The 25,551-nt window shown below is 59.1% G+C and carries 25 protein-coding genes, 1 other RNA gene and 1 riboswitch; of the genes, 8 read left to right on the forward strand and 18 right to left on the reverse strand.

The window, feature by feature from the left end:
- Nucleotides 1-21: 21 nt before the first annotated feature.
- Both mnmD and RA27_RS13535 read left to right on the forward strand, forming a co-directional pair.
- Nucleotides 22-687, forward strand: a complete 666-nt coding sequence (gene mnmD, locus RA27_RS13530; protein WP_039539775.1) for a tRNA (5-methylaminomethyl-2-thiouridine)(34)-methyltransferase MnmD — start codon at nucleotides 22-24, stop codon at nucleotides 685-687.
- Nucleotides 684-1,562, forward strand: a complete 879-nt coding sequence (locus RA27_RS13535) for a DMT family transporter (RefSeq protein WP_039539777.1) — start codon at nucleotides 684-686, stop codon at nucleotides 1,560-1,562. Before mnmD ends, RA27_RS13535 begins: the two co-directional genes overlap by 4 nt.
- On the opposite strand, the gene RA27_RS13540 is transcribed toward RA27_RS13535, so the two are convergent.
- Nucleotides 1,527-3,500: a lytic transglycosylase domain-containing protein gene (locus RA27_RS13540; protein ID WP_193746514.1), complete on the reverse strand. Its 1,974-nt coding sequence runs from the start codon at nucleotides 3,498-3,500 to the stop codon at nucleotides 1,527-1,529. The two genes, RA27_RS13535 and RA27_RS13540, sit on opposite strands and share 36 nt — an antisense overlap.
- A gap of 134 nt (nucleotides 3,501-3,634) precedes the next feature.
- On the opposite strand from RA27_RS13540, the gene dapA reads away from it, so the two are divergent.
- The gene (gene dapA / locus RA27_RS13545; protein WP_039539782.1) at nucleotides 3,635-4,507 is read left to right on the forward strand and encodes a 4-hydroxy-tetrahydrodipicolinate synthase; all 873 of its coding nucleotides are present in this window, start codon (nucleotides 3,635-3,637) and stop codon (nucleotides 4,505-4,507) included.
- A 38-nt stretch (nucleotides 4,508-4,545) separates the two neighbouring features.
- Here the strand turns inward: dapA and RA27_RS13550 are convergent, their stop codons facing one another.
- The 7 genes from RA27_RS13550 to RA27_RS13580 form a co-directional block, all read right to left on the reverse strand.
- Complete coding sequence (locus tag RA27_RS13550) at nucleotides 4,546-5,427, reverse strand: sigma-70 family RNA polymerase sigma factor (RefSeq protein WP_039539786.1); 882 nt, start codon at nucleotides 5,425-5,427, stop codon at nucleotides 4,546-4,548.
- On the reverse strand, nucleotides 5,424-5,885 hold the full coding sequence (locus tag RA27_RS13555; RefSeq protein ID WP_039539789.1) for a carboxymuconolactone decarboxylase family protein: 462 nt from the start codon (nucleotides 5,883-5,885) through the stop codon (nucleotides 5,424-5,426). The genes RA27_RS13550 and RA27_RS13555 overlap by 4 nt, the downstream gene beginning before the upstream one ends.
- Nucleotides 5,886-5,995: 110 nt before the next feature.
- Nucleotides 5,996-6,868, reverse strand: coding sequence for a DmsC/YnfH family molybdoenzyme membrane anchor subunit (locus RA27_RS13560; RefSeq protein ID WP_039539792.1), 873 nt, complete (start codon nucleotides 6,866-6,868; stop codon nucleotides 5,996-5,998).
- Nucleotides 6,868-7,617, reverse strand: a complete 750-nt coding sequence (locus RA27_RS13565; RefSeq protein ID WP_039539794.1) for a 4Fe-4S dicluster domain-containing protein — start codon at nucleotides 7,615-7,617, stop codon at nucleotides 6,868-6,870. The genes RA27_RS13560 and RA27_RS13565 overlap by 1 nt, the downstream gene beginning before the upstream one ends.
- A 91-nt stretch (nucleotides 7,618-7,708) precedes the next feature.
- Complete coding sequence (locus tag RA27_RS13570) at nucleotides 7,709-10,525, reverse strand: molybdopterin oxidoreductase family protein (protein ID WP_082025122.1); 2,817 nt, start codon at nucleotides 10,523-10,525, stop codon at nucleotides 7,709-7,711.
- A gap of 171 nt (nucleotides 10,526-10,696) precedes the next feature.
- On the reverse strand, nucleotides 10,697-12,472 hold the full coding sequence (xsc, locus tag RA27_RS13575; RefSeq protein ID WP_039540056.1) for a sulfoacetaldehyde acetyltransferase: 1,776 nt from the start codon (nucleotides 12,470-12,472) through the stop codon (nucleotides 10,697-10,699).
- Nucleotides 12,473-12,595: 123 nt separating this feature from the next.
- Complete coding sequence (locus RA27_RS13580; RefSeq protein ID WP_039539801.1) at nucleotides 12,596-14,056, reverse strand: PLP-dependent aminotransferase family protein; 1,461 nt, start codon at nucleotides 14,054-14,056, stop codon at nucleotides 12,596-12,598.
- 148 nt (nucleotides 14,057-14,204) lie between these two features.
- Here RA27_RS13580 and RA27_RS13585 point away from each other — a divergent pair, with 148 nt between their 5' ends.
- Together RA27_RS13585 and RA27_RS13590 are read left to right on the forward strand one after the other, a co-directional pair.
- Nucleotides 14,205-14,513, forward strand: coding sequence for a helix-turn-helix transcriptional regulator (locus RA27_RS13585; RefSeq protein ID WP_039539804.1), 309 nt, complete (start codon nucleotides 14,205-14,207; stop codon nucleotides 14,511-14,513).
- Entirely contained in the window at nucleotides 14,506-15,537 is a 1,032-nt protein-coding gene (locus RA27_RS13590) for a permease (protein WP_039539806.1), read from the forward strand. Before RA27_RS13585 ends, RA27_RS13590 begins: the two co-directional genes overlap by 8 nt.
- A 41-nt stretch (nucleotides 15,538-15,578) precedes the next feature.
- Here the strand turns inward: RA27_RS13590 and RA27_RS13595 are convergent, their stop codons facing one another.
- Entirely contained in the window at nucleotides 15,579-15,968 is a 390-nt protein-coding gene (locus RA27_RS13595) for a hypothetical protein (protein WP_039539809.1), read from the reverse strand.
- 54 nt (nucleotides 15,969-16,022) lie between these two features.
- Nucleotides 16,023-16,784, reverse strand: coding sequence for a cell cycle transcriptional regulator TrcR (locus tag RA27_RS13600; RefSeq protein ID WP_039539812.1), 762 nt, complete (start codon nucleotides 16,782-16,784; stop codon nucleotides 16,023-16,025).
- Nucleotides 16,785-16,914: 130 nt separating this feature from the next.
- Here RA27_RS13600 and RA27_RS13605 point away from each other — a divergent pair, with 130 nt between their 5' ends.
- A complete protein-coding gene (locus RA27_RS13605) occupies nucleotides 16,915-17,556 on the forward strand; it encodes a ribonuclease T2 (protein ID WP_039539815.1) in 642 nt (213 codons plus the stop codon).
- On the opposite strand, the gene RA27_RS13610 is transcribed toward RA27_RS13605, so the two are convergent.
- The 5 genes from RA27_RS13610 to RA27_RS13635 all read right to left on the reverse strand — a co-directional run bounded on the left by RA27_RS13610 (nucleotide 17,553) and on the right by RA27_RS13635 (nucleotide 21,829).
- The gene (locus tag RA27_RS13610) at nucleotides 17,553-18,041 is read right to left on the reverse strand and encodes a hypothetical protein (protein ID WP_039539818.1); all 489 of its coding nucleotides are present in this window, start codon (nucleotides 18,039-18,041) and stop codon (nucleotides 17,553-17,555) included. The two genes, RA27_RS13605 and RA27_RS13610, sit on opposite strands and share 4 nt — an antisense overlap.
- Nucleotides 18,042-18,678: 637 nt before the next feature.
- Nucleotides 18,679-19,272 carry a recombination mediator RecR gene (gene recR, locus RA27_RS13620; RefSeq protein WP_039539822.1) on the reverse strand — a complete coding sequence of 198 codons (594 nt, stop codon included), beginning with the start codon at nucleotides 19,270-19,272 and terminating at the stop codon, nucleotides 18,679-18,681.
- Nucleotides 19,273-19,336: 64 nt separating this feature from the next.
- Nucleotides 19,337-19,681: a YbaB/EbfC family nucleoid-associated protein gene (locus tag RA27_RS13625; protein WP_039539825.1), complete on the reverse strand. Its 345-nt coding sequence runs from the start codon at nucleotides 19,679-19,681 to the stop codon at nucleotides 19,337-19,339.
- Nucleotides 19,682-20,065 (reverse strand): hypothetical protein, encoded by a 384-nt coding sequence (locus tag RA27_RS13630; RefSeq protein WP_039539828.1) that lies wholly within the window; start codon nucleotides 20,063-20,065, stop codon nucleotides 19,682-19,684.
- 3 nt (nucleotides 20,066-20,068) lie between these two features.
- Nucleotides 20,069-21,829, reverse strand: coding sequence for a DNA polymerase III subunit gamma/tau (locus tag RA27_RS13635; protein WP_039539831.1), 1,761 nt, complete (start codon nucleotides 21,827-21,829; stop codon nucleotides 20,069-20,071).
- 171 nt (nucleotides 21,830-22,000) lie between these two features.
- Here RA27_RS13635 and RA27_RS13640 point away from each other — a divergent pair, with 171 nt between their 5' ends.
- Nucleotides 22,001-22,501, forward strand: coding sequence for a protein-tyrosine phosphatase family protein (locus tag RA27_RS13640; RefSeq protein WP_039539834.1), 501 nt, complete (start codon nucleotides 22,001-22,003; stop codon nucleotides 22,499-22,501).
- A gap of 4 nt (nucleotides 22,502-22,505) precedes the next feature.
- Here the strand turns inward: RA27_RS13640 and RA27_RS13645 are convergent, their stop codons facing one another.
- Nucleotides 22,506-22,913, reverse strand: coding sequence for a hypothetical protein (locus RA27_RS13645; RefSeq protein WP_039539837.1), 408 nt, complete (start codon nucleotides 22,911-22,913; stop codon nucleotides 22,506-22,508).
- An 89-nt stretch (nucleotides 22,914-23,002) separates the two neighbouring features.
- Nucleotides 23,003-23,224: riboswitch (cobalamin riboswitch) on the reverse strand.
- Between the two features lie 120 nt (nucleotides 23,225-23,344).
- Here RA27_RS13645 and RA27_RS13650 point away from each other — a divergent pair.
- Nucleotides 23,345-24,202, forward strand: a complete 858-nt coding sequence (locus RA27_RS13650; RefSeq protein ID WP_039539840.1) for an alpha/beta fold hydrolase — start codon at nucleotides 23,345-23,347, stop codon at nucleotides 24,200-24,202.
- Between the two features lie 35 nt (nucleotides 24,203-24,237).
- Here RA27_RS13650 and rsgA read toward each other — a convergent pair whose 3' ends face one another.
- Entirely contained in the window at nucleotides 24,238-25,266 is a 1,029-nt protein-coding gene (rsgA, locus tag RA27_RS13655; RefSeq protein ID WP_039540059.1) for a ribosome small subunit-dependent GTPase A, read from the reverse strand.
- Between the two features lie 158 nt (nucleotides 25,267-25,424).
- An RNA gene (gene ffs / locus RA27_RS23705) (signal recognition particle sRNA small type) lies at nucleotides 25,425-25,523 on the reverse strand.
- Nucleotides 25,524-25,551: the final 28 nt, after the last annotated feature.

Here is a 25,551-nt window from a genome sequence, read left to right on the forward strand (position 1 = left end):
GCTTAGCTACAGGATTCCCCGATGGCAGACCAGCGTGCCGAATTGACTTGGACAGAAGATCGGATTCCGGTTTCGGATCGGTTCGATGACCCTTATTATTCGTTGCAGAACGGGTTGGAAGAGACGCGGCATGTATTCCTGGCGGGCAATGATCTGCCCACGCGCTTTGCGCCGGGATTCCGGATCGCCGAACTGGGCTTTGGCACGGGCCTGAATCTTCTGACTGCCTGGTCGGCGTGGGAACTGTCTGGACAGACCACACCGTTGCGGTTCACCAGTTTCGAGGCCTATCCGATGGCGTCAACCGATATGTCGCGTGCGCTGATTGCCTTTCCCGAACTGGCACCGTGGGTCGGGCGTTTTCTCGATGCCTGGTCGGGTAACAGCTGTACGCTCGACACGTTGCGGCTGGAAGTGGTTCAGGGCGATGCCCGTCAGACACTGCCGCGCTGGAGCGGTGTTGCGGATGCCTGGTTTCTGGACGGGTTCTCACCTGCCAAAAACCCCGAGCTGTGGGGTGAGGAGCTGATGCAACAGGTTGCCGATCACACGGTCCTGGGCGGTACGGCGGCAACCTATACTGCCGCTGGATTCGTGCGACGCGGTCTGGCGGATGCCGGATTTTCCGTCACACGCAGCCCCGGTTTCGGTCGCAAGCGCCACATGAGCCGGGCGGTGCGGGAATGAGCCAGAAGAACAACGTCAACGCCGGTATCGCTTTGATGATTGGAGCAACCATCGTTTTTGCGCTGCAAGACGGGATTTCGCGCCATTTGGCGGGCACTTATAATACCTACATGGTGGTGATGATCCGGTATTGGTTCTTTGCGGCCTTCGTGATTGCTGTAGCGGCAAGATCAACCGGCGGTCTGCGGGCGGCGGCGCAGACCAGTCAGCTTGGGCTGCAGATATTTCGTGGCCTGTTGTTGTCCGCCGAAATTTGTGTGGCTGTATTTAGCTTCACCATCCTTGGACTGATCGAAAGCCAGGCGGTGTTCATCTGCTATCCGCTGCTGATCGCGGCCCTCAGCGGGCCGGTTCTGGGTGAGAAAGTCGGCTGGCGCCGCTGGGCTGCTATCGGGGTCGGGTGCATCGGCGTGCTGATCATCCTTCAGCCTAGTGCAGGCGTGTTCAACCCCTGGGCCGTGGTGCCACTGATCTCGGCGTTCATGTTCGCCGTCTACGGCCTTTTGACCCGATACGCCGCACGGCGCGACAGCACCGCCACCAGCTTTTTCTGGACCGGCGTGGCAGGAGCGGTCGCGATGACTGCCGTTGGCGTATGGTTCTGGGAGCCTATGGCCCGCAGTGACTGGTTGTGGATGGGTCTACTCTGCATCACCGGCGCACTGGGGCATTGGCTGCTGATCAAATGCTATGAAATGGCCGAGGCCAGCGCAGTGCAACCGTTCGCCTATTTCCACCTGATGTGGAGCGCAATTCTGGGCATCACGATCTTCCACGAAACGCTGCGCCCCGAGGTCGTTGTGGGCGCAGCGCTAGTGATTGCAGCGGGCTTGTTCACGCTATGGCGCGAAAGACGCAAGCGTCGAGCCGGTTAGTTCCTGCGAGAATGGCACTGGAAGCGCTGGCTGACCTAGCCGGGCACGATAGACCGGCAAGCTTTCGGCGACGCGCATCACATAGTTGCGGGTCTCTTTGAAGGGGATGGTCTCGATCCAGTCGATCACATCCACCTGACCCCGACGCGGGTCACCATAGCGCTCCATCCACGAGATCGGTCGTCTTGGTCCTGCGTTGTACCCAGCAGCCATCATCACGACGTTGCCGTTGAAATCCTCGGCGAGTGTCGCAAGATAGTTTGCCCCCAGCTTCGCGTTGTACTGCCAGTCTGAGGTCAGGCGCCCGGTTTTATGGCCACCAAGAATACCCAGATCCTGCGCCACCAGTTTGGCGGTGGCAGGCATCACCTGCATCAGCCCACGGGCACCGGCGCCGCTGACGACGACGGGATCGAACTCGCTTTCACGCCTCGCAATGGCCAATGTCATTTCTTTGGCCATCGGCAGGCCGATATCGGCCACCGGATGCACCGGATAGTAGGCGGCCGGCAGAACAACACCCGTAGTTGCCGCGCGTTTGGCGATCATCACCGCGAGATGCGGTTCATCGAGCTCAAGCACCAGATCACCCAGTTGCGTGGCCTGGGTCTGATCAAGACTTTCCACCAGATGGGTCAGGAACCGCTCCGACAGATTGTTTTCACCCGCGCCCAGCAACAGCAACCCCGCCTCCAAGACGCTGGATTGGGCGAACTCGGCCTGTTTCCAATGGGGGGCGCGGCGCGGGCTGGCCAGTTCGCTGTCGAACGGGCGACCGATCTGTTCCGCGGCCAGCAATCCGTAGAACGAAGTCTGATAGTTCGCCCCTGCTGCGTACGCTTCATGCGCTTTGTCTGCATCACCTTGCGCCGCATAGGCGCGGCCGAGCCAATACCCGCCGCGACCTTTCGAGATTGGCGACTGCACCGCCTCCGAGAAATTCCGGAAATGCCGCACCGCCGTGTCCGGGTCGTTCAGCTTGCGCAGGGCGAGGAAGCCGGACAGCCACTCCAGATCGGCATAGGCATAGCCCATATCCGGCGTCATGTGATGATTGGCGGCAATTGCGTAGGCCCGTTCGGCATCGCCTGTTCGCATTTCGAGCCGCGCCAGCCTGCGCCGCCCTTCCGCCCATTTGTCGGGTTCGCCCAGCGATTTAGGCCCGGTAGAGCGTGCCAGCATCAGGTCGATGGCGCTGTCGTCCAGTTCCTTTCGGTCCCGCCAGACAAAGCGGTCAAATGCAAGACCCGGATCTTTGCCCAGTGATTTCGGCACTGCGGCGACTTTGCCATCAACCCCGTTTTCGCGTTTTTGGAGGGCAATGCGCGCCTCAGCCAGTTTGCGCTGGTCGGCATCGACAAGGGGCAGCATTCGTCCGGCGCTGACCAGATGCCCGTCCCACAGCATCCGGTCCAGCCTCGCCTCGTGATGCGGTTTCAGAAGTGTACCGAAGTTCTCAAGATAGTCGTTTTGCAGACCCGACCCCATCGGCATGGTTCGCCACGCGGTCACAATGTCGGCCTCAGCATCACCCTGCCGACCCTTGCTCATCAGAGCCACGGCATAGTTCAACGCACCTTCGGCGGTTTGCGGAGGCATCCCGGCATAGAATTTCAGGACCCGGTCAGGGTCGGCACCCGTGAAGGACGGCTCGCTTTTGCGGCGAAGCCAGGCCAGCCCCGGCCAATCCGGTCGTCGCTCGAGAAACACCAGAACGTCGCCTGAACTGCCATAGCCCTCACGAAGCCAGTGCCAAACGATAATGTCCCGTGCCACCGACCCACGCTGCCCGGCCACGCGCAGTGCTGCGTTCCAGTCGCCCTTGCGCATTTCATACAATGCCGCGCGCAAATCCTGCGTCGCATCCGCCCGGCTGGCTTGCGGCTGCAACATCAGCGCCAGAATCATCGCCATTCCAAGCGACAGAATACGTCTCATCCCTTGCATTCCCCAACAAACCAAGGATACAGCCATGCAGGATAAAGCTTGCACCGCCGGGATCAACTCACAAACCCTCAATCGTGAGGGACCCGTGTGCAAAAAACTGCAAACTGCACCTTAAGGAGCGTTCCATGTTCAAAGGCTCGATGCCAGCCCTGGTTACCCCGTTCAGCAACGGCGCGTTGGACCTGGATACGCTCAAACATCTGGTGGAATGGCAGATCCAACAAGGATCGACCGGTCTGGTCCCGGTGGGCACCACTGGTGAAAGCCCGACTCTCAGCCATGATGAACATGAAACGGTTATTGCTGAGGTCGTTAAAGCCTCGGCTGGCCGCGTGCCTGTCATTGCCGGAGCCGGTTCCAACAATACGGTCGAAGCCATTCGATTCGTTCAGTTCGCGCAGAAAATCGGAGCGGATGCGGCGCTGGTCGTGACGCCCTACTATAACAAGCCGACCCAGAAGGGCTTGCTGGCGCATTTCCGAACGCTGCACGATTGCGCCGATATCCCGATCATCATCTACAACATCCCGGGCCGCTCGGTCATCGACATGTCGCCCGGGACGATGGGTGAACTGGCGCAATTGCCGCGCATTGTCGGCGTCAAGGACGCGACCGGAGATCTGGCGCGCGTCAGCCAGCAGCGTGCCACCTGTGGCGCTGATTTCTGTCAGCTTTCCGGAGAAGATGCGACCGCGCTGGGCTTCAACGCGCATGGCGGCGTCGGCTGCATTTCGGTCACGGCGAATGTGGCTCCGAAACTCTGTGCAGAATTCCAGCAGGCGACGCTGAACGGCGACTACGCAAAGGCGCTGGAGTATCAGGACCGGCTGATGCCTTTGCACGAAGCGATCTTTATCGAACCCGGATTGGTCGGCGCAAAATATGCGCTGAGTAAGCTTGGCCTTTGCGGAGAAGAGGTTCGCTCGCCCCTGACACCGCTCGAGAACAGCACCAAATCGGCAATCGATGCGGCGATGGCGCACGCAGGGCTGGTCTGAGGCTGCGCTGCGGCACCTGTCGAAACACGCATGTCTGCTTAGCAGAGCAGCTTCATCAGATGCCCGGTCTTGTCGGGGTTGCGCACGATATAGATCGTCGCAATCCTGCCCTCTTCGATCTTCAGTGACGTTGCCTGTACCCATCCTCCGGGCTCTCTGTTGATGATTGCAGGCAACCCGTTCAGCCAGCAGACGGCCCAGGTATAGTCTTGAGGAGCGGAAGGTTTCCGTGCCAATCCGGCAAAGAAACGTATGACCTTGTCCCGGCCAAGGATCGGATTCAGGGTTGCGATGATTTTGCCGCCGCCATCAGAGTGCATTTGAACATCTCGCGCCAGCAGGGCGGTCAGATGCTTCGTGTCACCGCTCTTTGCCGCTTTGAAAAAGGCTTTGGCCAGCTCTTCCCCCTGTTCGCGTTCGACCTGGACGCGCGGGTCGACTTGCTCAATATGTTTTCTGGCGCGGCTAACGAGCTGGCGACAACTGCTTTGGCTGCGCTGCAGAGCTTCAGACAGCTCGTCGTAAGAGTGCTCGAACACGTCATGCAGCAGGAAGGCGGCGCGCTCCAGCGGAGATAGGCGTTCCAGCGCCATCAACAGGGCAACAGAGACATCGCGGTCAAGCCGTTCGGTAGCATCCTGGGTGATCAGAGGTTCCGGCAACCACTCGCCCGGATAGGTCTCTCGCACGGCCCGGGTTGCGCGTAAGTGGTCAAGGCACAGACGAGTGACGACACGGATCAGGTAGCCCGTGACGTCGCGCACCTGATCAATATCAACGCGCCGCCATCGCAGATATGCGTCCTGTACAATATCCTCGGCATCGCTGACTGAACCAAGCATCCGATATGCAACCGCAAAAAGGCGCGGCTGCACATCTACAAAGACTTGATCTTCGGGTTGTTGATCCGATCCAGTCACGCGGCGTTGGCCTCGCTGGATTCCGGGTGTGGGATCGCAAACCCAATGGCTAGGCGGTTCCAGGCATTAATCGTGGTGATCACAAGGGTCAAAGCCACCTGATCCTGCTCCGAAAACTGCCCTGCCATTGCCTTGTAGACTTTGTCAGAGGCACGGCTGGTTTCGATGCGCGTCAGGGTTTCCGCCCATGCGAGCGCGGCACGTTCGCGATCTGAATACAGTGACGATTCATGCCAGGCATTCAACAGGTGCAGCCTGTATTCGGTTTCGCCATTGGCGCGTGCATCATGCGTGTGCATGTGAATGCAATAGCCGCATCCATTGATTTGCGAAACTCTGAGTTTAACGAGTTCGATCAGGCTGTGCTCGAGCCCTGACGCACGCAGGCGGTCCTCCATGTCGAGCATCGGCTGAAGCAGGTCTGGGGCAACGGCAAAGTGATTGATCCGGGGGGACATCGCATTCTCCTGTTTTTGAATTGAACAAAAACAGGACGGCCGAGTCACCGGATTTGTGACATGGTTTTCACAAAAAAAGAGCCTTCGGATGAAGGCTCTTTCCAATTCGCTTAGCGTTTTCCGTAATACAGCCCGACGACATGCTCGGCTTGCGCGAAGAACAGCCAGCGCGAGGTTGCGATTCCGGCCAGATGCGACAGCACGGCCAAGAGCGCGAAAAGGTGGTTGAACGGGAGCAGCAGCAGGACGACCGGTACGAAAAAGGCCAGTACAAACGAGATCAACCGTAGCTTTTCGGCGTGTTTGCGGCCAACCACGTGGACGAATTCGCGCAGCAGATAGTTTGTTCCCGTATGCGGCGGCTCGAACGCACGTACGGCCCCGCGTGTACCGAGGCCGGTGGCAGTACCAAGATCGGTGCCTGAATCAGCCAGGGCTTGGTCGCCTTGCCGCCAATACAGAATTTGTACTAGTGCCGCGACCAACAGCAGTGGCAACGCAACTCGGGTCTGGCCCGCAAGCAGGGCACCACCTGCAAGGCTGAAGCTTAGAAACATGGCTGGCGTCAGTTTCATGTTCCAACGTGGGATGGTCTTAAGCTGTGCGTAGATCATTGATGTCGTGAACACAGTCAACAATGAGAGCAGTGACCCAAGAATGCCCAAGACCCCCCAGCGTTGCCCAAGAAAGATGGCGCCAATTGCGTAGAGGCCCATGAAAATCAGAGCAAGAACCGAGCACCAGCCTTCGCGGCTGAGCCAGCTCGATCTCCATTGGGTGAATGCTTTTAGCGCACGCTCGGGGTGGCCGAGGTGGAAGGTCGAAGCCAGCAGCCCGCCGACGGACAAACCATACGCAATCGCGAAGAACACAAACGCGATCCAGCCAGAGACATCGGGAAGCCCGAGGCCAAGAAAGAACAGCAGACCAAAGCCAAGGCCCGACAAGGTGGTAAAGATGATAACGGAAGGGGCCGGGTGCATCAGAGCTTCTCCAGAGTCTTGTCAAGCCAGCCGAGAAAGCCTTTCGGTTCCTCGGCGACCGGGGCCAGAAGTGGGGCCAGGATGTCGATCTGCTCCTCAATCTGGTCCTTGGGTCGGGGCGGAAGGTATTTGTTCACGGGTTTGGTGCCCATTTCAGGCATCAGGTCCATGCCGTCGCGGTCGGCGACCAGTTTGCTGACTTCGCTGTCGGGGTCGCCCAGATCACCGAAGTGACGCGCGCCTGCCGGGCAGGTGCGCACGCAAGAGGGGACGCGGTCTACCTCGGGCAGATTTTCGTTATAAATCCGGTCGACGCAGAGTGTGCATTTCTTCATCACACCTTCGGCCTGGTCCAGTTCACGCGCGCCATAGGGACAGGACCATGCGCACAGGCCACACCCGATACAGTCGCTTTCATTGACCAGGACGATGCCGTCCTCGACCCGCTTGTAGCTGGCCCCGGTGGGGCACACAGTCACGCAGGGGGCGTCCTCGCAATGCAGGCAGGATTTGGGAAAATGGATCAATTGGGCGTGGCCTTCGGCGGGCTGAACCTCGTAGGAGTGGACCCGGTTGAGGAACGTGCCCGAGGGGTTGGCGCCATAGGCGTCCTGATCCGACAGGGGCGCGCCGTAGTTTTCGGTGTTCCAGCCTTTGCAGGAGATCACACAGGCATGGCAGCCTACGCAGGTATCCAGGTCGATAACCAGGCCCAGTTTGCGCTCGGTTGATTGGGGGAGCTGGGTCATGACTGCCTTGCCTCCGCGATTGTGGTGAGGGCGGGCTGGGGCTCTGCCCCAGACCCCGGGATATTTATGGCCAGATGAAGCGCGGACCGGCTCATTTGCCCACCTTCCATGCCAGGTTCTTGGGCCCGGTGCCGACAGGGGATTTGATCGGTGCGAATTCCGGCTGACTTTCAGCATCGCCTGGAGCGGGGGCTTTTTCGATCTTCACTTTCAGATCAAACCAGGCGGCCTGTCCGGTGATGGGATCAGAGTTTGCCCAGCGAAGCCCGTCACCTTTGGGTGGCAGCAATTCATGGATCAGGTGGTTGAGCAAAAAGCCTTTGGTGGCCTCGGGCGCATCGTTTTCGAGGGCCCAGGCGCCTTTGCGCTTACCGATGGCGTTCCAGGTCCAGACGGTGTTGTCGTTCAGGGCTGCCATCTCCATGACCGGCACTGTGATCTCACCATGCGGAGAGCTGACTTTGGCCCAATCGCCATCTTCCAGCCCGTGTTCGCGCATCAGCTTGGTCGGCACATAAAGCGGGTTGCGCCCGTGCAGTTGGCGCAGCCACGCGTTCTGGGTGCCCCAGCTGTGGTACATGGCCATCGGGCGCTGGGTCAGCGCGTTGACAGTGAAGCCTTCGTTACCGGTCTGATCGGTTTCATACCAAAGGGGCAGCGGGTCCATCGTATCCTTGATACGTTGGCGCAGATGATCGGGCGGTTGTCGTTCGCCATGACCTTCGGCGGCCAGTTGGAATTTGCGCATCGGCTCGGAGTAGAGTTGGAACAGATAGGGTTGCGGGCTGTCATAGATGCCCATGCCGACCGCCCAGTCCTGATAGGCGGTGTTCCACGGTTTATAGTAGTCCGCGCCTGCGGGGATGTGCGCCACGTAGAAGCCACCGTTTTCGATATAGCGGTTCAGCTGGTCTGGGTTGACCTCGCCGCGGCCTTCCTTGTCGCCGTTCTCGCCGCGGAACCCGGCGAGGGGGCCGATGCCGGGTTTGCGCTCGTGATTGACGATATAGTCGGCATAATCCACCCACTTGGCGCTGCCGTCATCCTTGGTAAAGCCTGGCAGGCCCATACGGTTTGCCAGGTCGATCAGAACCGACTGGAAGCCGCGCACATCGCGGTCGGGCTCAATCACTGGCCAGCGAATGGCATCCGCCGCCGCCTCGGCCTCGCAGATCGGGCGATCCAGCAGCGAGATACAGTCGTGACGTTCCAGATAGGTGGTGTCGGGCAGGATCAGGTCGGCATAGGCCACCATTTCCGAGCTGTAGGCGTCGGAATAGATGATATGGGGGATCACATATTCGCCGTTTTCGTCTTTGTCGGTCAGCATCTCCATGACACCCTTGGTGTTCATGGTCGAGTTCCACGACATGTTGGCCATGTACATGAACAGCGTGTCGATCTTGTAGGGATCACCTGCATGGGCGTTGGAGATTACCATATGCATCAGCCCGTGGCTGGACATCGGGTTTTCCCAGGTAAATGCCTTGTCGATACGCGCCGGACTGCCATCGGCCTTCAGCGCCAGATGTTCAGGACCCTGAACAAAGCCCAGATGCGGCCCGTCCAAGGGTGAATTTGGTGTCACTTTGCAATGTGGGGTCGGGTGCGCCTCGACCGGCTTGGGGTAGGGCGGTTTGAAGCGGAAGCCGCCGGGAACCTCGACCGTGCCCAAAATGATCTGCAGAACATGCAGCGCGCGGCAGGTCTGGAAACCATTGGCATGGGCCGAGACGCCGCGCATCGAGTGCATCGCGACGGGGCGGCCGATCATCTTGGAGTGTTTTTCACCGCGGAAGTCGGTCCATTCCTGGTCCAACTCGAAGGCTTCGTCGAAGGCGACGCGGGCCAGTTCGCCCGCGATTGCATGGATGCGGGTGGCGGGGATACCGCATTGGTTGGCCACGTTCTCGGGTGCGTATTCGTCATTGAGGTACCGTTCGGCCATCAGGTGGAAGACCGGGCGGTGGGTTACACCGCCTTTTTCGTAGGTGGCCGACAGGTCCGGGCGGACGCCGGGTTTGTCGAACGCGGTCAGCGCGCCCGTGTTGCGGTCGACGACCAGAGGCTTGCCATCCGCGTCACGCAGGAACAGACCTTTGGTTGGGCCCTCCGAGGCGTCGATCAGAACCGGTGCGTTGGTGTAGCGGCTGAGGTAATCCAGGTCGATCTTGCCAGCCTTCATCAGGACATGGATCAGCGACATGATGAACAGGCCGTCAGTACCGGGCGTGATCCCAACCCAGTCATCGGCCACCGCGTTATAGCCACTGCGGATCGGATTGACCCCGATCACCCGCGCGCCGCGCGCCTTGATTTTGCCGATACCCATCTTGATGGGATTTGAATCGTGGTCTTCTGCCACACCAAACAGCATGAACAGCTTGGTGTGATCCCAGTCGGGTTGGCCGAATTCCCAGAACGCACCGCCCATCGTGTAGATGCCGCCAGCCGCCATGTTGACCGAGCAAAAGCCGCCATGCGCCGCGTAGTTGCATGTTCCGAAATTCTGAGCCCAGAAGCTGGTAAAGGACTGTGATTGGTCGCGCCCGGTGAAAAAGGCCAGTTTCTCTGGATTGTCCTCGCGGACGGGTTTCAGCCATCCGACCGCGATGTCCAGCGCCTCATCCCAGCTGATTTCCTCGAATTCTCCCGATCCGCGGGGGCCGACCCGTTTGAGCGGTGCACGCAGCCGCGACGGTGCGTTCACCTGCATAATCCCCGCGCTGCCTTTGGCACAAAGCACGCCCTTGTTGACCGGATGGTCTCTGTTGCCCTCGATATAGGCGACCTTCCCATCCTTCATGTGTACGTTGATGCCGCACCGGCACGCGCACATATAGCAGGTGGTGCGTCGAATCTCGTCCGATACGGGTGGGGATAGGTTGAGGTTCGGTTGTTGATTCACGCTGTCTCTCCCTGTGGCGGATCGCCTTGGTACCTGTACGTGTTGAACACATTGGAGCGTAAGAACGTCCGGCTCAACCGTTCAGAGGAAGAGAGCGCAGACGCCCCCTTCCTCTGCTTTTGGATTACGTGGACCGGTTAGACCCGGTCCATTTTATGTTTTTAGCAGCGATCAAACCTGCTGCGGACGCATGTCGGCTGCGTCGATACCGGCAACTTCAACTGGCTTCTTCATCGCGTCACGGCGGAAGGGTTCACCCAGTTCCTGGTTGATCATTGCTTCGATCAGGGTGGTGATGCCGTTCTTCTGGTCTTCGATCGCCTGGCTCAGCGCAGCGGTTAACTCGTCCTGAGTGCGCGCGATGACGCCTTTCAGGCCACACGCGTTGGCGATACCGGCATACGAAACCTTGGTGTCCAGCTCGGTTCCGACGAAGTTGTCATCGAACCACAGGGTCGAGTTGCGCTTTTCCGCGCCCCACTGGTAGTTGCGGAAGACAACCTGAGTGATGGCGGGCCATTCTTCACGGCCGATGGCGGTCAGTTCGGTGACCGCGATGCCGAAGGCACCGTCACCCGAGAAGCCGACAACCGGTACATCAGGGCAGCCGATTTTGGCGCCGATGACCGAAGGCAGACCATAGCCACAGGGGCCGAACAGGCCGGGGGCCAGATACTTGCGGCCTTCTTCGAACGACGGATAGGCGTTGCCGATGGCGCAGTTGTTGCCGATGTCTGACGAGATGATCGCCTCTTTCGGCAGGGCAGACTGAATCGCGCGCCATGCTTTGCGCGGGCTCAGCCAGTCAGGCTTGGCAGCGCGTGCGCGTTCGTTCCAGGTGGTGCCCGGATCGTCCTGCTCGTGGTCCATCGAGGTCAGTTCTTGCGCCCAACGCGATTTGGTTTCTGCGATCTTCGCCCTGCGTGCGTCACGACCTTCGTCACCGGCTGTGTCAGACAGCTGGTTCAGAATGTTGGTGGCAACAGTTGCCGCATCGCCGACGATACCAACGGAGACCTTCTTGGTCAGGCCGATACGGTCAGGGTTGATGTCGACCTGAATGATCTTCGCATCTGCAGGCCAATATTCCATGCCGTAGCCCGGCAGGGTCGAGAACGGGTTCAGGCGGGTGCCGAGGCACAGAACAACGTCTGCTTCCTTGATCAGCTGCATACCGGCTTTCGAGCCGTTATAGCCCAGCGGGCCAGCGAACAGCGGGTGCGAGCCGGGGAAGGCGTCATTGTGCTGGTAGCCAACGCAAACCGGAGCGTCCAGACGCTCGGCCAGTGCTTTCGACGCTTCGATGCCGCCTTTCGACAGAACCGTGCCGGCGCCGTTCAGGATGACTGGGTTCTTTGCGTTCGACAGCAGAGCGGCAGCTTCGGATACGGCCGATGCGCCACCCGATGGCAGTTCGAATTCAACAACAGCAGGCAGATCAATGTCGATCACCTGAGTGAAGAAGTCGCGCGGAACGTTGATCTGCGCTGGCGCCGAGGAACGCTTGGCGTTCATGATCACGCGGCTCAGAACCTCGGCCATACGGCTGGGGTCACGTACTTCTTCCTGATAGCAAACGCAGTCTGCGAACATACGCATCTGCTCCATCTCCTGGAAACCACCCTGACCCATGGTTTTGTTGGCGGCCTGCGGGGTGACCAGCAGCAGCGGGGTGTGGTTCCAGTAAGCAGTCTTAACAGCGGTTACAAAGTTGGTGATGCCGGGGCCGTTCTGGGCGATCATCATCGACATCTTGCCGGTCGCGCGGGTGTAGCCATCGGCCATCATTCCGCCAGACCCTTCGTGCGCGCAATCCCAAAAAGTGATACCAGCTTTCTCAAAAATGTCAGAGATCGGCATCATGGCCGAGCCGATGATACCGAACGCATGTTCGATCCCATGCATCTGCAAAGTTTTGACAAAGGCTTCTTCGGTGGTCATCTTCATCTGCGTATCTCCGATCATAGATGGCTTTTGAGGGGTCTGCTGCCCCTGTTTCTGGTCGGTTTTGGCGCACGGGTGTCCGCGGCGTTAGGGCCAGAACGGGTGGCGGGTTAGGTCCAGTGCGCCTCAGGCTCGGCGGATCGTGTCGGCAATTTGTTGGATTCCGGGTCCAATCCGCTCTGACGAGATTGAGGAGTATCCCAGACGGTAATAGTTTTGCGGCCTGTTCTTGCCGGAAAAGAAGGGTTCTCCGGGTTCGATATGGACGCTCTGGCGCTGCAGGTCGCGGGCCAGTTTCGTTGTGTCGATACGTTCAGGTGCCTGCATCCAGATCGATGAGCCGCCAAGCATTCCTCGCCCGGCCACTGTCAGGCCATACTGCCCGATTGCCTCTTCAATCGCTTCGCGGCGACGCTGCAGTGTCTTGGACATGCGGCGAATCTGTGCATCGTAGTGGCCCAGCGACAGAAAATAGGCTGCCGTCCGTTGCATGTGACCGGGCGGATGACGCAGCACCAGGGACCGCAGCGCCCTGGCTTCGCGGATAAATGGTTCGGACCCGACCATGTAACCCAGCCGCAGTCCCGGAAACAGCGACTTCGAAAAGCTGCCCACATAGATCACACGCCCGTCCCGGTCCATTGATCTGAGCGCGGGCGACGGCGCCCCGAGAAACGACATTTCGAACTCGTAGTCATCCTCGACAATCATGGCGTCCAGTTCCCGGGCGCGGCGTAGCAGGGCATGACGGCGATCGACAGGCATGGTTGCGGTGGTCGGAGACTGATGGCTGGGTGTGGTGAAAATTACATCGGTATCGTCCGGGATCGTATCAGGCGGCAACCCGTCCCGGTCGACCTTCAGATAGGATAGCTTGCACTCCGAATGAATCAGGAGATCGCGCAGCGCATAATAGCAGGGGTCTTCAATCGCGGCCCTTCGATTTCGGTTCAGCAATATGCGCGAGGCCAGCCAAAGGGCGTTCTGAGCCCCCAGAGTGATCAGGATTTCCTCGGGCCGGGCCACGATTCCGCGACGGGGAAGGGTGTGCCGGGCGATGAACTCGATTAGCAGCGGGTCGTCCTGATCGACATAATCTCCGGTCAGAGAATCGAAATCCTTATGTCCCAACGCCCGAACGGCGCAGAGACGCCAGTTCGCATGATCGAACAATTTCCTGTCGACCTGGCCATAGATGAATGGATAGCGGTAATCGCGCCAGTTGCTGGGTTTCGCCAGCACATCACCATCCGAAAACCGGCGTGCGAAGGCCCGGTCCCAGTCTACACTTTCTGTATCACGGCGAACCGGAGCATAGGTTGGTGGCACCGGAGCGTTCTCTGAAACGTAGTATCCCGACCGGCCCCTGGCCGTGAGATAGTCATTGGCCAGCAGCTCGGTATAGGCAAGGGTCACCGTAATCCGGCTGACACCCAGATGGGCGGCAAGTTTACGGGATGAGGGCAGTTTTTCACCAACATGGAAACGACCCGACAGAATGCCTTCGGCGATCAGCTGTTGAAGCTGTGCCTGCAACGTGCCTTGCCCACCGCGTTCCAGAAAAAATGTGTCGACCGATATACCCATGGCATCGTTATAGGCTGGACCTAAGGTGGAGGCAATCTGGACTTATGGCTGTGCGAAATCAAAGCGTCAATTTATCAGAGCCTGTGTCGTTGACTCTGAGAGGTAATTAAACTAAAAAACTAGAAATCTAGTTTAATGGAGATGAGAAATGTGGGAAGAAGCCGCTGCTGGCTTTTCCGCCATGGGGTCCGAGGCCAGATTGAAAGTCCTGAAGACACTGGTCCGCGCCGGGCAGGCGGGACTGACCGTCGGAGAAATTCAAACCCGGACGGGCATCGCGCCTTCGACACTGGCGCATCACCTACGATTTCTGGCCGCGGGCGGTGTGGTGGAGCAGGAGAAAATCGGGCGCAGCACGATCAATCGGGCGTGCTTTGACGAATTGAGAAATCTGGCGCAGTTCATTCTCAGCGAATGCTGCGCCGACGAGGTCGGAAAGGCGGCTAACGATGGCTGAACTGACACAAAACCCCAAACCGCTCGCCAGAAATCTGATCGAGTTGATCAAAACGCCCTGGGCTCTGATCGTCGTGATTCTGGCGCTTGTGGCCATTCTTGACCCCGGTAACTGGACCGGGGTTGTGAGTTTTGCCGCCAAAGCGCTGGCGCATACGGGCCAGTACATTCTGTTTGCGGTTCTGCTGCTGTCCTACCTCAAGGCAACCGGGGCCGAAGTGATGGTCGCCCGTGCGTTCGAAGGTCGTGAGACGCGGATGATCGTTCTAGCCGCATTGTTCGGCGGGCTGGCACCGTTTTGTTCCTGCGAGGTTATTCCGTTCATCGCGGGTTTGCTGGCGTTGGGCGCTCCACTGTCTGCGGTGATGGCCTTCTGGCTCAGTTCGCCGCTGATTGACCCGCCAACGTTGCTGATCACGGCAGGCGCGCTTGGCTGGCCGTTTGCAATCGGCAAAGCGGTCGCTGCGGTCGCCCTCGGGCTGTTCGGAGGGTTCGCCGTGCGCACCCTGATGCGCGGCGGTGCGTTCGCACAGCCGTTGCGCGAATACAAACCCGCCGGATGCTGCGGATGCGGGCCCAAGCCGGACGACAAGCCTGTCTGGCAGTTCTGGAAAGAACCTGATCGCCGGACGCGCTTTCGCGCCGAGTTTATCCATAACGCACTGTTCCTGTTCAAATGGCTGGCGTTTGCTTATGTCCTCGAAGCGTTGCTGGTCAGCTATGTTCCGGCAGATCTGATTGCCAGGGTCGTTGGTGGAGAAGGCGTTGTGCCCATCGTCATCGCGGCCTTGGTCGGTATGCCCGCTTATCTGAACTCTTACGTCGCCCCTCCGCTGCTTGCGGGACTGATAGATCAGGGTATGAGTGCAGGTGCCGCAATGTCGTTTATGGTGGCCGGAGCAGTCAGTTCGATCCCCGCGATGGCGGCGGTGTGGTCACTGGTGAAACCGCGTGTCTTTGCAACCTACCTAGGGTTGGGCATCAGCGGCGCCATCGTAGCCGGTATCTTGTTCCAGATGATCTGAACGAAAAACCGCCCGGTGATCTCACCGGGCGGTTTTGCTCTTTAGCTTGCGTCACAGTATCGCGGCAGCTTGAACCGATATCGGGGCTCTCCGCTTCCCACATAGATACGTTTTTCAATGCAGGCTTCGGTTCCGACGGTCCGCGCGACCGGGCCTTCCGTTGACGTAACCGATGTTGCCGAGCCGTCCGGCAGGCGGACCGACGCGACGACGCCGTTCTTGAGGTCGCCGTTGATCGGCGTGGCCGACAGGACCTCGACTGTCAGAAACGAATGATGCTCGTGCGTGCCATCATCGTTCAGCAGCAGCAACCCAGCGAAGACAGCAATCAAGGTGGCGACACCGGTAATGACCAACCACCACGACTTCAGGAAGACGTAGATCGAAACAGCGCGGTGTGGTCCGAAAAATGTGGACAGAATGCTAAGCATTGAGTTCCCCGAATAATGAGGCCCCGACTATCCGTGATCGGGGCCATGTGCGTCTCAGGGGCGCAGATCGTCTTCGTCTTCTTCGTCGCCGCCCCCTTTGGGCAGATTGAAGAAGCTGTCGGCATCGACGATGGGTTCCTCTTCTTCTTTCTCGCTGCTGTCATCGGACAACGAGAAAGTTTCCAGCCCCTCGATCGCGGTCGGAATCTTGGGCGCCGCGTCCATCTCGAGCGATTGCTCGGTCGAGACCAGCCTGCGGCGTTCGTCGTCGCTCATGACGCCCCCTTCGGCGGCTTTCTTGGCGGCGGCCTTCTGAACGATCGCATCCAATTCGGACTGTTTGCACAATCCCAAAGCGACCGGATCAATCGGTTGCATGTTGGCGATGTTCCAGTGCGTGCGCTCGCGGATCGACTGGATGGTCGGCTTGGTGGTGCCGACCAGCTTGGCGATCTGACCGTCGCTGAGTTCCGGGTGGAACTTCACCAGCCACAGAATCGAGTTCGGACGGTCCTGACGCTTGGACAGCGGGGTGTAACGCGGGCCGCGGCGTTTCTCTTCGCCCGAAGCCGCCGGGTTGAACTTGAGCTTCAGCTTGTGCAGGGGGTTGCCTTGCGCCGTGTCGATCTCTTCCTGCGTCAACTGGTTGTTGGCGATCGGGTCGAACCCTTTGACGCCGGCTGCAACATCACCATCCGCAATGCCCTGTACTTCCAACTCGTGCATTCCTACGAAATCCGCGATCTGCTTGAAGCTGATCGTGGTGTTGTCCACCAGCCATACGGCGGTTGCTTTGGCCATAAGCGGTTTTGCCATCAGCCCGTCTCCTATAAATACATCTGTCCCGTCGCCGGAATGCGGCGGCCCCGAGGCTTCGGGGCAGGTTTCCGTTGTCGGGGAACTTGCGGTGTATATAGTCGCGCAAAGTCAAGAAGGGAAGAGGCGAATGCGCCGAGGAATTTTGGGGTTTGTTCTGTTGGCGCTGAGCGCGATGGCCGCATCCGCTGATGGGGAGAAGGCAGGAGAGTTCGATTATTATGTCCTGTCGCTCAGCTGGTCGCCAAACTGGTGTGCCCGCGAAGGGGACGCGCGCGGCTCGGATCAATGCGATGCGCGTCACGATCACGGGTGGATATTGCATGGGCTCTGGCCGCAGTATCATCAGGGCTGGCCTTCGTTCTGCAGAACAGCCGAGGCACCACCTTCCCGTCGCATGACCCGCGAGATGGAAGATATTCAAGGCAGTTCCGGTCTGGCATGGCATCAGTGGAAGAAACACGGAACCTGTTCGGGTCTGAGCGCGCCCGACTACTTTGCGTTGTCGCGGCAGGCCTATGAGAGTGTCGAACGTCCGCCCGTGCTTCGTAAACTTGACGCGTCGGTCAAGCTGCCTGCGTCGGTAGTCGAAGAGGCGTTTCTAAAAGCTAATCCAACGCTGGCGCCGGACATGATCACCGTGACCTGCAAAAAGGGCTACATCGAAGAGGTCCGTCTGTGCCTGTCCCGAGATCTCGAACCTGTCCCCTGCGGCCGGGATGTTATCCGCGACTGCACCGCCAAGGACGCTCTGTTCGATCCGATTCGTTAGAGTTTCTTGTTCTGGCAATCGCGCGCATACTCCAGCGCCTTGGCCGTGCCTTTCAGATCGATTGCCATCACCGGCTCTCCTTCCGGGTTGTAGACGGTCATGGTTTTGTTGTGTGCAATCGAGGTGACGAAATTCCGGTCGGTGAAGAATACGGTCGCACCAGGCACCCGATCCTGCTTGAACCCGATGGCGGTGGCGTCAAAACTCTTTCCGTCCAACTCGAACCGGATCGGATATTGTTCCCCCGGTTTGATGTCGCCCCAAGCCTTGTTATAGACGGTGAAATACCCGCGATTGTCCAGCGCGTCATAGCCGAGGCGCACAACCGAAAGGTCCTGATACACAGTCTGGATGAGGCACCCATTGCCCAGAGCCGGGTCCATCATGATGTTCCAGCCTTCGACAAAACCTTTGTCGACCAATTCCTGAGACAGAGCGGCGGTGGCCGTGAAGGCGGCGAAGGTGAGGGCGAGAAGGCGGGGCATAGCTTGGTTCCTCAGCGGTACGTGGAAATTCTGATTTTCGTTACGTTACTATTATATATCAATTAGATAGATGTGTTGCTGTGTAGTATTTTTCAAATTGAAGGCATTCTCAAACTACTGACAGTCTTTAGAGTTTAAAACATCAAATTTGCCACGAAGTACCGCAGCTATATCTTTGGCGTAACAAGCCAACGATTTGTAACCTGTGCTTTTGAGTGCATAGACAATAACCTGAAGCTCTGCACCGCTGGATTTCGTGGCCACAGTATACGACCTGATGGTATCTGATCGGTTGTCTTCCATTCTTTTGAACAAAAGACTTATGGGGACATTCTGAGGGAGAAGGTCTATGTCCGCCCACGTATCTAGCAGGATGACAAGTATATCGGTGTCGTCAATTCCGCTTGGCCGAGCCGAAGGGTCTATAATCGGGTTTTCGGAGGCAATTCTATGGTAGAATGCGTCGAGTGTCCGATCATTCATGTTTGAGATCACGGCTAACCTCAGGTTGTCCGACATCGCTGCGCTCGCAAGGCAACATAATAACAACGCGCAGAGCATCACAGCCTGCGAGCGTATAGCTGTTTCCAGTCCGTACACCTTAGTTGTCAGATGGTTCGCAATTAAATGGCTCAAACTACAACTCCTTCCGTGCCCGCAACGCCGCAGTAATCGTCCCATCATCCAGATAGTCCAACTCGCCCCCAATCGGTACGCCCTGAGCCAGAGACGTCAGACGAACCTGTCCCTCCAACTGATCGGCGATGTAATGCGCGGTGGTCTGGCCGTCGACGGTGGCGTTCAGGGCGAGGATGATCTCGGTGATACTCTCGGCCATGACCCGATCTTTCAATCGGGGGATGCGCAACTCATCCGGGCCGACGCCATCCAGTGCCGACAAAGTGCCGCCCAGAACATGGTAGCGGCCCTTGAACACGCCTGCGCGCTCCATCGCCCACAGGTCGGCGACGTCCTCGACCACGCAGAGCTCTCCGGTCGCGCGGGCCTCATCGTTGCAGATGTCACAGATATCGGTGGTGCCCACATTGCCGCAGTTCAGGCATTCACGTGCGGTAATCGCAACCTGCTGCATCGCATCCGACAAAGGTGTCAGCAGAAGGGCGCGTTTACGGATCAGGTGCAGCACTGCACGGCGGGCCGAGCGGGGGCCGAGGCCGGGCAGCTTGGCCATCAGGTCGATCAGATTGTCGATGTCGCTGTTCGAACTCACAGCAAGACCCTCGCAAATGGGCCGGGGGAACAGGCCCCGGCCGTTGATCCGTCAGGAGGGTGTATCAGAACGGCAGCTTGATGTCTGCGGGCAGGCCCATGCTTTCGGTCAGCTTAGCCATTTCGGCCTGCGAGCGTTCCTGCGCTTTGGTCTGGGCGTCCTTGATGGCGGCGAGGATGAGGTCTTCGACGACTTCTTTGTCATCACCGTTGAAGATCGAAGGGTCGATATCCAGACCTTTCAACTCGCCCTTGGCGGTTGCGGTGGCCTTGACCAGCCCAGCGCCGGATTCACCAACAACCATCAGGTTGTTCAGCTCTTCCTGCATCTCGGTCATTTTGGTCTGCAAATCCTGTGCGGATTTCATCATCTTGGCCATATCGCCCAGACCGCCTAGTCCTTTGAGCATTTATTGTCTCCTCAAGTGTGATCGCCTCAGGCGAATATATGCTGTATAGAGTGTCATCGCAGCACATAGCGCAAATGCCAGGCCAATGAACAGGGTGGAATGACCGATACACCCGAGGTCGGTCGCGGTGCGGCGCGGATCATCCATCATGTCGTCGACAAAAATGTGGGCAATCCAGATCGACCAAAAGAGGGATGTGGCCAATGCGATCCAGAGGTTCCCGCGCCAGACAGCTATTGCGGAGAAGACGAGCAGTGCGGCTGACACCGGGTGCAAAGATAGAGCCATCGCTTCGGTCAGTTCGCTGACCGTCTCACCATTCCAACCGGGGTTATGGATTTCACAAGCCTCGTCGTGGACAGCGTCGATGTGCCGAAAGTGCACCCGTCAGTCCTCCTCGAACGGGTCCCATTCGTCTTCAACCTCGGGCAATGCTTCGGTTTCAACTTGGGCGGCACGTTGTTCGGCGGTTTCGATGCTCTTGATCCGGGCTTTCGGGAAATGGGTCAGCACTGCTTGCACCAGAGGGTGCTGCTCAGCCTCAGCCTTTAGCGCCAGTTCAGCAGCATCCCGAACCTCCGCAATTGTAGGGGCGTCACCTTCCGACACAATTGAAACGGCCCACCGGTTGCCTGTCCATCGCTGCAGCGATGCACCTAGTCGTTGTGACAAGTCAGTCGGAGCGGTATCGGTCGGCGTAAACTCGATCCGGCCCGGTTGGTAGGAAACGAGGCGCACGCCGTTCTCGACGTCGACCAACAGTTTCACATCCCGGTTCGCCCGGATCAGTTCGACCACATGCTCAAATGTCGGGTAGCGCGCAAGTGCCGCCTGTACGTCCTGAGCCAGCGCGGCGGACGGACCGCCTGCATTTCCTCCGATGGCTGAAGAGGCATAGGCCGGTCGAACCGAAGCCTGTGGCGCAGCGCCCGTCTGACCCGGTACTCCGGTTCCCGGACCCGGCCCGCCATTGGGCGGAGGAGGAGAGTCCTGCAATCGCCTGATCAGTTCTTCCGGGCTGGGCAGGTCAGCCACATGGGTCAGGCGGATCACAGCCATTTCCGCAGCCATCATGGCGTTGGGTGCGGCAGAGACCTCTTCCAGCGCATTCAGCAGCATTTGCCACATGCGTGTCAGAACACGCATGGGCAACGCTTCGGCCATTTGCTGACCTCGGGCGCGCTCGTCGGGTGAAACGGTGGGGTCTTCGGCAGCATCGGGGGTGATCTTGACCACCGAGACCCAATGGGTGATCTCGGCCAGATCGCGAAGGACAGCCAGCGGATCGGCGCCTTCCGCATATTGTCCGCTCAACTCGGTCAGCGCGCTGGCTGCATCGCCGCGCAGGATCATATCCATCAGATCCAGCACCCGCCCCCGGTCCGCCAGCCCAAGCATGGCGCGCACCTGATCCGCGCTGGTTTCGCCCGCACCGTGCGAGATGGCCTGATCCAACAGCGAGGTCGCATCCCGCGCGGACCCCTCGGCGGCGCGGGTGATCAGCGCCAATGCATCATCTGCAATTTGTGCCTTTTCGGCCTTGGCGATTTTGCGCAACAGGCCAATCATATCCTCGGGTTCGATCCGGCGAAGATCAAAGCGTTGGCAGCGGGATAGAACGGTCACCGGAACCTTGCGAATCTCGGTGGTGGCAAAAATGAACTTCACGTGTTCGGGCGGTTCCTCTAGCGTTTTGAGCAGCGCGTTGAAAGCGCTGGTCGACAGCATGTGAACCTCGTCGATGATGTAGATCTTATAGCGCGCACTGGCGGCGCGGTAACGCACGCTATCGATGATCTCACGGATGTCATTCACGCCGGTGCGGCTGGCGGCATCCATCTCCATCACGTCGACATGGCGGCCTTCCATGATGGCCACGCAGTGTTCGCATTTCCCGCAGGGTTCAGTCGTCGGCTTGCCTTCCCCATCCGGCCCGATGCAATTCATCCCCTTTGCGATGATTCGGGCAGTGGTGGTTTTCCCTGTGCCGCGAATGCCGGTCATGATGAAAGCCTGCGCAATCCGGTCCGCCTCGAACGCGTTTTTCAGCGTGCGCACCATCGCGTCCTGACCAACCAGATCGGCAAAGGTTTCGGGGCGGTATTTGCGGGCAAGAACCTGGTAGGCGGGGCTGGGCGTGTCGGTCATGTCTGCTCTGTCGGATTCGAGTTACGCCGCAGCGTAGAGGCCCCCGTCGCCCGCGTCCACCGCAAGCCGGGAGGATTTTCATTTTGGAATGCACGGATATGCGGCTAAAATCGGTCTATTCTATTTCCTGGGCCAATCTCTTTTTTGGGTAATGTTTGTTGGGGGGAGATTATGTCGCAATTGGTAATCTATGCGTTGCAGGTTGGCGGAGGCACGTTGGCATTGTCTTCGATGCCCGGGCGCGGGGGCACTTATGTCGAGGACCTTGATCTTATTGCCGACTGGAAGCCCGGTCTGGTGATCTCGATGACGACCGAGGTCGAGATGATACAGGATGGCGCGCGGACTTTTGGCGCTGATATACAAGGCCGTGCGAGCAGGTGGGTTCATCTGCCGATCGAAGATTTTGGCACGCCGCCCAAGGAAATACTGGATGTCTGGCCCAGTGTAGGTGCAACCGTACGTCAGGCACTGTCAGGTGGCGGACGTGTACTGGTGCATTGCCGTGGAGGGTGTGGTCGGTCAGGGATGGCGGTCCTGCGCCTGATGGTGGAATGTGGCGAACGGCCAGAGAGCGCCCTGAAGCGCTTGCGTGCGGTTCGCCCCTGCGCGGTCGAGACAAATGCCCAGATGTTGTGGGCCGTAGAACCGGCCCGGGTACAGGCGATGTAGCGACTCAAATGCCAACCTGTGGCGAGATTTCGCCACCGGAATGTGACGCCAGCACCGATGCCTCGAGCATTGCGCAGGGCGGGGTCGAAAGCAGGCCCGACGGCAAGCTGTTAAATTCGGTGCCGAACATCATGTTGGCGTAGTCATCCAGTCGGTCGGTTTCGATTTCGGGGTCGGTTCCGCAGAAGACACGTACCTGATCGGATTGGGCGCGAAAGCGAGCGGTGCACCCTTCGGGGCAATGGGACAGCTCGCTGCTGCCCTCTATCAGAAAATCCGACGTCGTGACCGGTCGTGCGGTGGCCATGGCGTGCGTCAATGCGCGTGCCATCCGTGCCAGCGCCGGGCAGGGTTGGCCGGTGCGCTGGCACACGGTTGCTGTAAACGCATGTGTGTTTGTCTTCCAGATCATTAATGCGCCCTCCGCGCGCGGGGTTGGGGCGACAATCAGGAGGGACGGCAAGTGTGCAGTCTAACCCCGCCCGGACACCCCGCCCGAGTTTCAGTTTTGCATCCGATGGCAGGTCTCCTGACTTGCGGGTCATCGCTTTGCCGACCTTCCCAGCCTTCAAGGCCAGTGGTATCTCGACATCGCTCTCCGCTTACAGTTGCGGGGGCAGTCCCGGACTAGGTTCTTTCCGGTTTTATCCGGGCAGAACCGCACCGTGTTCCCTTTTCATCCCGGCCCGGGTGGGCGCGGGAACCATCATGCCTTCGCTAGCTGTTGTGTGGTGTCTGAGTCAAGAAGATTGACCAAAGCAACTGACGTTCGGTCCAGCTACGTCAACCTTGACTTGGGGCATCTCAAGTGAACTGATCGGTTCAGATGGCTTCGGAGGCACTATGTTGGATACGTGGCAAGCGGTTGTGACCGAGGATTTTCAGTTCCCCTCCGGGGCTGCGATGTTGTCGGCGCGGCTTTATCTCCCTGTCGCAGATCCGGACAGGGTTGTTGTGATCAACAGCGCGACCGGAGTACCGAGAGACTATTACCGGCATTTTGCCCGATGGCTTGCAGAAGACCGGGGGATGGCCTGCCTGACCTATGATTACAGGGATTTCGGTCACTCTTTGGCGGGGTCACAGAAGCGGTCAGGTGTCACCATGGCCGATTGGGCGCTGATCGATATCCCGGCGGCCCGGGCCGAGATGCGCCGAAGGTTCCCACAGGCCAAACTCTGGAGTATTGGCCATTCACTGGGCGGAATGTTTGGCCCGGTACAGCCCGACATCGACCGGATCGACAGAATGATTTGTGTCTGTTCCGGATTGGTGACGCTGGCGGATCATCCCTGGCCCTATCGCGCTCTGGCGGCGCTGTTCTGGTATGGCCACGCACCGCTGGCAGTTCGGGCTTTCGGGTACCTTCCCGGTAAGGCTCTGGGCTTCGGTTCGGACCTGCCTGCCCAAGTTTACTGGCAATGGCGCAGGTGGTGCACGTCGCCCCAAAGCTATGTGCCCGATATCGGTGACACTCTGCCGGAAAACCGTTGGGCCGAAACCGGCAAACAGGTAGATCTGTTTGCCTTCGCGGATGATCAGATGGTTCCCGCAGATGCGGTCTGGCGGCTGGCTGATCTCTATGGTCCGGGCGCGCAGCGTCATCTGCTTTCGGCAGGCGAATTCGGTCTGTCCGATATTGGCCATATCGGTGCGTTCGCCCGGAGAAACGCGGCTGTCTGGCCCAGATTGATCGCCTGAGGTTACAGGGCGCCGTTGACCGGCGCCCCGCTCGATCACAGCCCTTTGCGGGACTTTTTCTCGTGCATCACGCTGCGCACCATTTTACCGAATGCCTTGTCGCGCGCGCGTGCCTGCGCCACCGAAGCCGAATTGTGCCGATCCTCACGCCGCAGTTTGCGCCAGCGGTCCAGCCGGGCAGAATCAAGCGCACCAGAGCTTATCGCTGCCTGTACGGCACAGCCGGGTTCGGTGTCGTGCTGACAATCGGAGAAGCGACAGTTCTGGCTCAGGTCCGAGATGTCCGAGAACACCTCGTCTACACCGTCTTGCGCGTCCAGCAGGCGTAACGCGCGCATTCCGGGAGTGTCGATCAGCCAGCCGCCATTTCGCATACGACGCAAGGCGCGTGCGGTCGTTGTGTGCCTGCCGCGCGCGTCGTCTTCCCGAATGTCCGCGGTGGCCTGATCCTGCCCTGTCATTCCGTTGGCCAGCGTCGTTTTGCCAACTCCGGAGGACCCCAGCAATGCGCTGGTCTGGCCTTTGGGGCACCATGACAGAACCTGTTCGACATCGGCCTGATCCAGCGCGTTGATCGCCAGAACCGTGAGGAACTGCGCGAGAGACTGCGCCTGGTCAACATAGGCTCCGGCATCAACGCATGTGTCCGCTTTGGTCAGAACGATCACCGGGTAGCAACCCGCCTGATGGGCCAGCGCCAGATAGCGCTCAAGCCGGGGCAGGTTGAAATCGGCGTTGCAGGAACTGACGATGAACAGCACGTCCACATTGGCCGCGATCAACTGCGCGGATGCACCCGTGCCCGCCGCGCGGCGCTGCAGCACGCTACGCCGATCCAGCAAGCGGTGTACGCGCTGTTTTTCATCAATCAGCACCCAGTCACCGACGGCATATGCCCCGGTTGATTGATCGGGGGTGAGTAAAGGCATTTCACCCTGCGGGCTCAGCCCGATCAGCCGGTCTCGGTGAACGGCTGCTATGCGTAAGGGTGAACGCGACGGGTCAGCCGCGTACTGCGCGGCAAAGTGAGAGGACCATCCGAGGTCCGATAGTGAAAGAATCATTGGTCTGCCTGTGATCAGAAACAGAAAGTCCGACGGACGGCGAACGCGCATCCGTAGGTGATGTATTCAGGCAGTCAGTTGACGTAAAAGGATCAGAACCGGTCTGCCCGAAGGGTCTTTGCTACAATCATAAAGCCCTCCTGTGGCTAATGGGTTCAAAGTGAGAGGTTGGACATCGACCCAAGCGGGGCTCGTTGTGGCTGCTTCCTTCCGGACCTGACCAGGTTGGCGAGGCGCTCGCCCGCGCCAACCTCTCAACGCTGATATAGGGGGGACATGCGAAAA

This window comes from Ruegeria sp. ANG-R, from assembly GCF_000813985.1.
Lineage (GTDB): Bacteria > Pseudomonadota > Alphaproteobacteria > Rhodobacterales > Rhodobacteraceae > Ruegeria.